Source organism: Dactylosporangium sp. NPDC049742 (assembly GCF_040674675.1).
GTDB classification, from domain to species: Bacteria; Actinomycetota; Actinomycetes; order Mycobacteriales; family Micromonosporaceae; genus Dactylosporangium; species Dactylosporangium maewongense.
In genome coordinates, this window is record NZ_JBFANF010000106.1 from 21475 (window position 1) to 27723 (window position 6249).

Genomic DNA, 6249 nt, shown 5'->3' on the forward strand with positions numbered 1-6249 from the left:
GCCGCGGTCGGACACCCCGGCCGTGCCGGCTCCGGCGAGGACGACGACACCGCATCCGAAAGAGGACCCAGATGCAACGCTACGGCTCCGTGATCCGGCTCCGGCCGGAGCGCCGGGACGAGTACCTGCGGCTGCACGCCGCCGTGTGGCCCAGCGTCCAGCGGACGCTGCGACAGGCGAACATCCGCAACTACACGATTTTCCTGCACGGCGACCTGCTGTTCGGCTACTACGAGTACGTCGGCGCCGACCACGCCGCCGATCAGGCCACCATCGCCGCAGACCCGCAGACCCAGCAGTGGTGGACACTCACCGACCCCTGTCAGGAATCCCTGGCCGAGCCCGGCTCCGGGCACTGGTGGGCCCCGATGCGCGAGGTGTGGCACCTGAGCGAGGAGGACGCATGAACCCCAGCGCCCGCTACGTCGGCAACCGCACGTTCGTCGTCGAGGACACCGAAGCGGTGCCGCCGGGGCCGGGCGAGGTGCGCATCGACGTGGCGTACACCGGCATCTGCGGCACCGACCTGCACATCCTGCACGGCGCCATGGACCACCGGGTGCACCTGCCCGCGGTCATCGGGCACGAGATGTCCGGCCGGATCGCTGCGCTCGGCGACGGCGTCACCGGCCACGCCGTCGGTGACCCGGTCACCGTCATGCCGCTGCACTGGTGCGGCGACTGCCCCGCGTGCGCCGCCGGGCACACCCACATCTGCCACCGGCTGAACTTCGTGGGCATCGACTCGACCGGTTCGATGCAACGGTCCTGGACCGTGCCGGCCGGCATCCTGGTGCCACTCCCGGCGGACCTGCCCCTGCGGCACGCGGCCCTGATCGAGCCGACCGCGGTGGCGGTGCACGACGTGCGCCGGTCCCGGCTGCGCGCCGGCGAGCACGCGGTCGTCATCGGAGCCGGCCCGGTGGGGCTGCTCATCGCCAAGGTCGCCCAGAGCACCGGCGCCGCGGTCACCGTCCTGGAGCTCGAGCCGCACCGCCGTGCCGTCGCCGCGGACCTCGGCCTGCCGACCGTCGACCCGGCAGCGCTCGACCCCGCCGCCCACGTCCGGGACGCCACCGGCGGCGCGGGCGCCGACGTCGTGTTCGAGGTCTCCGGCTCCGCCGCCGGCGTGCGGATGGCCACGGACCTGCTCGCCGTGCGGGGGCGCCTTGTCGTCGTCGCGATCCACCCGGCCCCGCGCGAGGTCGACCTGCACCGCGTCTTCTGGCGCGAACTGGAGATGATCGGCGTCCGGGTGTACCAGCGCGACGACTACGACGAGGCCGTCCGCCTGGTGCACGGCGGGCAGGTGCCGGCCGACCGGCTCATCTCCCGCGTCGTGCCGCTGGAGCACGTGGCGGCGGCGTTCCAGGCCCTCGAGGCCGGCGGCGACGTCAAGGTGCTCGTCGACTGCGGAGGCACCGCGTGAACCCGCCGGACCCGAACCCGTTCGACCTGACCGGCAAGCTCGCCGTGGTCACCGGATGCCGCCGCGGCATCGGCCTGGCGATGGTCGAGGTCGACCTCAGCGCCCAGTTCGTGCTCGCCCGTGACGTCGGCCGGGGGATGCTGCGGCGCGGCGCCGGGAAGATCATCTTCACCGCGTCCATGCTGAGCTTCCAGGGCGGCGTCACGGTGCCCGGCTACGCCGCCGCGAAGTCCGGCATCGCCGGCCTGACCCGCGCCCTGGCCAACGAGTGGGCCGGCCGTGGCGTCAACGTCAACGCCATCGCACCCGGCTACATCGCCACCGACAACACCCAGGCGCTGCGGGACCAGCCGGACCGCAACCGCGCCATCATGGAGCGGATCCCGGCCGGGCGCTGGGGTCGCGCTGAGGACCTGGCCGGCGTCACGGTGTTCCTCGCCTCCGACGCGTCGAGCTACGTGCACGGCGCGGTCATCCCAGTCGACGGCGGCTGGCTCGGCCGGTGACCCGGGTTGCGTCACCTGCGCCGGCCACTCTCCGGCGGACCCGTGAGATGCCGCCGTCGTATCCGACGTTCCTGGCGGTGACGGCGGCGCCGCTCAGGTCGGCGCGGTGTTCCGGAAACTTTCCCGGCAACGTCGACGCGCACGGCCGCACTCTGCGCGGAGGGAAGCATCGACACATGCAAGACCTTGCTCCTCATACGTATGATGTTTACCCTCTGCGTGGGTGGCGCGTCGGCCCGAGGTGACGCGCCGGCCTACAAGAGCCCTGCGCCGACCGGCACCTCCGCCGATGCGATCACCCGCCGGCGCGTCGTTCACCGCCGAACGAACGGCCGTCGAGCCCGCCGACGGGCAGAGAAGAAGGGACCGAAACGTGAAGTCAGCGTTCTCCACCGCTGGAAGGTGGCTCACGGCGGTTGCGGTGTCGACCGCCGCCGTGCTGCTGCCGGCGGTCGCAGCCCCGCCACCGGCCGCGGCCGCCACGCAGGCGACGTTCTACGTCGCCCCCGACGGCAGCGACACCAACGCCGGCACGCTCGCGGCTCCGTTCAGGACCGTGCAGCGTGCGCGGGACGTCGTGCGCTCCGTCAACGCGAACATGACCGGCGACATCTACGTGTACCTCCGCGGCGGCAGCTATCCGATCTCCAGCACCGTTGAGTTCACGCCGGGCGACTCGGGGACGAACGGCTACCGCATCGTCTACGCCACTTACCAGAACGAGCGCCCCGTGCTGGAGGCAGGCGTCCAGGTCACCGGCTGGACGCAGCACAGCGGCAACATCTGGAAGGCGCCGCTCAATCGGAGCAACAAGCTGCGGTCGCTGTACGTGAACGGCAAGCGGGCGGTGATGGCCACCAAGACGGTCAGCTCGGCCGGGTGCTACGGCACCTACAACGTCAGCACGGGACAGGCCGCCTGGGCGTGGGAGTCGGGCTCGGAGTGCGACGGTTCCAAGTACAGCCTCTCGGACTTCCCCGCTGTCGCCCGCAACCAGGACGACATCGAGATCGAGACGGCGACGACCTGGACCACCGCTATCGTCGGGGTCCGCCAGGTCACCACGAGCGCGGACGGCGCGAGCCGGGTGGCGCTCTTCCAGCAGCCCGGCGCGGCGATCGCCCAGGGCGCTTACAACGGTGACGCCCAGGCCGGCGGCAGCCACAAGCTCATGAACGCCTACGAGTTCCTGGACACGCCCGGCGAGTTCTTTTTCGACAAGACGAGCCGGGTCTTGTACTACTACAAGGCGAGCTCAGAGGACATGACGACGGCGCCGGTGTACGCGCCGAACAACGTCAGCACCGCGCTGCGGGTCGCCGGTCAGTCCACGAGCAGCCACGTCCGGAACATCACGTTCTCCGGGCTCACGGTCGAGCACTCCGACTGGAATCTGTTCAACGTCGCCGGCTCCGCCTTCAAGCAGGCGCAGCAGGGCAACCTCGGTGCCTCCGCGTACGCGAGGGGCAACTTCCACGACTACTACTACCGCAACGTCGACGTCGCACCCGGTGCCGTCCAGATCGACAACGCCGACGGGATCCTGCTGGAACGCAACCGCATCCAGCACACCGGCGCCGACGGCGTCAACATGGTCAACGACGTGCAGAACAGCCGGCTGATCGGGAACGTCACCAACGACATCGCCGGCTCCGCGATCACGGTCGGCCATCCCCAGCACGTGTACATCGGCGACGGCACCTCCACCAACCGCGAGAAGTACTCCGCCCAGGTCGAGGGCCTGAGCAAGAACATCGAGATCAGGAACAACTACCTCTACGACAGCGCCGTGCTGTTCAACGGGCACAGCCCCATCTCCGCGTACTTCGCCGACACGCTGACCATCCAGCACAACCGGATCGAGAAAGCGCCCTGGGCCGGCATCACCCTCGGCTGGGGCTGGTGGAACTTCGACGGGTCAGCGGGCTCCATCGCGCCGAACCGGCCGACCACCACGGCGAGGAACAACACCATCAGCTACAACCACATCATCGACACCGTGCAGCGCCTCAGCGACACCGCCCCGATCTACACGCTGGGCAGCCAGCCGGGCACCACCGTCACCAACAACTACCTCGAGGGCGTCCCGGCCGGTCACAAGTACGGACTGCACCCGGACGAAGGATCGGCGTACATCACCTTCAAGGACAACGTGCTCAGCGTCGACAAGAACGTCACATGGCTCATCAACTCCGACGACTGGGGCCGCAAGCACGACCTGAGCATCACGCAGACCTACGGCGCCATCAACAAGGTCTCGAACAAGACGCTGCCGAACAGCACCGTCCAGGACATCGTCGTCGCCGCCGACTACGTCTGGCCGGCGCCTGCGTACGGCATCGCCGTGAACGCCGGAATCGAGGAGTCGTACCGCGACATCGTCGCCTCGGGTCAGCCCGCGAACCTCGTGCTGCCGGCCAGCACCTTCGTCGCCGGCGCGACGGCCACGATCCCGATCCGCAGCGCCGGCGACGCGACCAGGACCGTCTGGCTGGCCCCGTCGGGCACGACCAGCTTCGTCCCCGGATCGACGATGACCAGCGCGGGCGGCACCGCGACGTCCATCGCCGTGCCGGCGACGGCGGGGGAGTACCGGCTGTTCGTGCTCGACGCGCAGGGAAACCGGTCGGCCGAGTCGAAGTGGATCGTGCGGCAGCAGGGCGGCGGCAGCAGCCAGCAGAACGTGATGATCGCCGGGGGCGCGTCCGGCCGGTGCGTCGACATCGGCGGCACGAACCCGGCCAACGGTACCCAGGCGCAGCTGTGGGACTGCCACGGCGGGACCAACCAGCGGTTCACCGCCACCTCGGGCAAGCAGCTGACGGTGTTCGGCACCAAATGCCTGGACGCCAGGGGCCGGGGCACGACCAACGGCACGGCCGTGGTCATCTGGGACTGCAACGGTCAGACCAACCAGCAGTGGAACCTCAACGCCAACGGCACCATCACCGGCGTGCAGTCCGGCCTGTGCCTGGACGCCAACGGGGCCGGCGCCGGCAACGGCACGAAGATCATCCTCTGGTCCTGCAACGGCGGCAGCAACCAGCAGTGGAGCCTGCGCGGCTGAAGGCTATCGCTGCCGGGGTCGTACGGCCGGCTGGGTCCACCGGCCGGCCGTACGGCGCCCCGCCGCCCGCGGCGTTGGCGGACGCCGCGGGCGGCGCGTGGCGCGGCCCGGGTCAGTACGGGTTGCCGTTGCAGTCCCAGATCACGACCGCCGTGCCGTTCGTGGTGCCGCGCCCGGACGGCCACGACCGTGCCGGCGAGCGCCGCGGCCGCCGCGAGGGCGCCGGCCACGACGGCCGGTCGTCTGCGACCGTTGCGGACGATGTACGAACCGGTCAGGGCGCTCCTTCAAATTTGATGTTGATCAATGACTGCATGGTGTGTGGCGCGCGTCTGGTGCGTCAATTGTTTCGAAAACCGTGGCGGCACTTCGGGTGCCTCGGAAATTGGCGTCGCAAAACTGTTATTCGTGACACGGCGGCCGGGTCGTCGCCGAAAATTACGCAATCTATGGATCGACCGGAAAGCCATCCTAGCTGGGAGTATGCATTTTCGTGTACGATTCTGCCGTCGTTCGACTTGAATGTTTCCGGCGGTTCTGGCAGCGTCGCGGTCTCAGGTGCGAACGTTCCGCCAGGCGCTCGCTGATTGGCCGGCGCTGCTAGCGCCAAGGTCACGCCCGGTCGGGAATGTTAGCGCTCACGCGATGCATCGATTACCGGAAGTAAGGGAGACTGAGGTGGCTGGAAGCCGGCGGAAGAGATCGTCCGCCATCAGAGCGCTGACCGCCGGTGTGGTCGGTGTCGTGGCCGTCGCTGTTGCCGCGGTGATGATGCCGGCGGCGGACGCGGCGGCGAGCACGCTGGGTGCGGCGGCGGCGCAGTCGGGCCGGTACTTCGGCACGGCGGTCGCGGCCGGTCGGCTGGGCGACTCGACGTACACGACGATCACCGGCCGTGAGTTCAACATGATCACGGCCGAGAACGAGATGAAGCCTGATGCGACGGAGCCGCAGCGGGGGCAGTTCAACTTCAGCTCGGGCGACCAGATCTACAACTGGGCGACCCAGCGGGGGATGAAGGTGCGCGGGCACACCCTGGCATGGCACGGGCAGCAGCCGGGGTGGATGCAGAGCCTGTCCGGCTCCACCCTGCGGCAGGCGATGATCGACCACATCAACGGGGTGATGGGTCACTACCGGGGCAAGCTGGCGTACTGGGACGTGGTGAACGAGGCGTTCAACGAGGACGGCAGTCGCCGGCAGTCGAACCTGCAGGGGACCGGCAACGACTGGATCGAGGTGGCGTT

5 protein-coding genes are annotated in these 6249 nt (G+C 69.4%); all 5 read left to right on the forward strand.

The window, feature by feature from the left end; translation table 11 throughout:
- The first annotated feature begins 71 nt into the window (after positions 1–71).
- Complete coding sequence (locus AB0J72_RS56170) at positions 72–407, forward strand: L-rhamnose mutarotase (RefSeq protein WP_363416596.1); 336 nt, start codon at positions 72–74, stop codon at positions 405–407.
- A complete protein-coding gene (locus AB0J72_RS56175) occupies positions 404–1429 on the forward strand; it encodes an alcohol dehydrogenase catalytic domain-containing protein (RefSeq protein ID WP_363416599.1) in 1026 nt (341 codons plus the stop codon). Before AB0J72_RS56170 ends, AB0J72_RS56175 begins: the two co-directional genes overlap by 4 nt.
- On the forward strand, positions 1426–1935 hold the full coding sequence (locus AB0J72_RS56180) for an SDR family oxidoreductase (RefSeq protein WP_363416602.1): 510 nt from the start codon (positions 1426–1428) through the stop codon (positions 1933–1935). The genes AB0J72_RS56175 and AB0J72_RS56180 overlap by 4 nt, the downstream gene beginning before the upstream one ends.
- A gap of 373 nt (positions 1936–2308) precedes the next feature.
- Positions 2309–5002 (forward strand): ricin-type beta-trefoil lectin domain protein, encoded by a 2694-nt coding sequence (locus tag AB0J72_RS56185; protein ID WP_363416604.1) that lies wholly within the window; start codon positions 2309–2311, stop codon positions 5000–5002.
- A 768-nt stretch (positions 5003–5770) separates the two neighbouring features.
- A partial coding sequence (locus AB0J72_RS56190; RefSeq protein ID WP_363416610.1) for an endo-1,4-beta-xylanase occupies positions 5771–6249 on the forward strand: 479 nt, incomplete at its 3' end.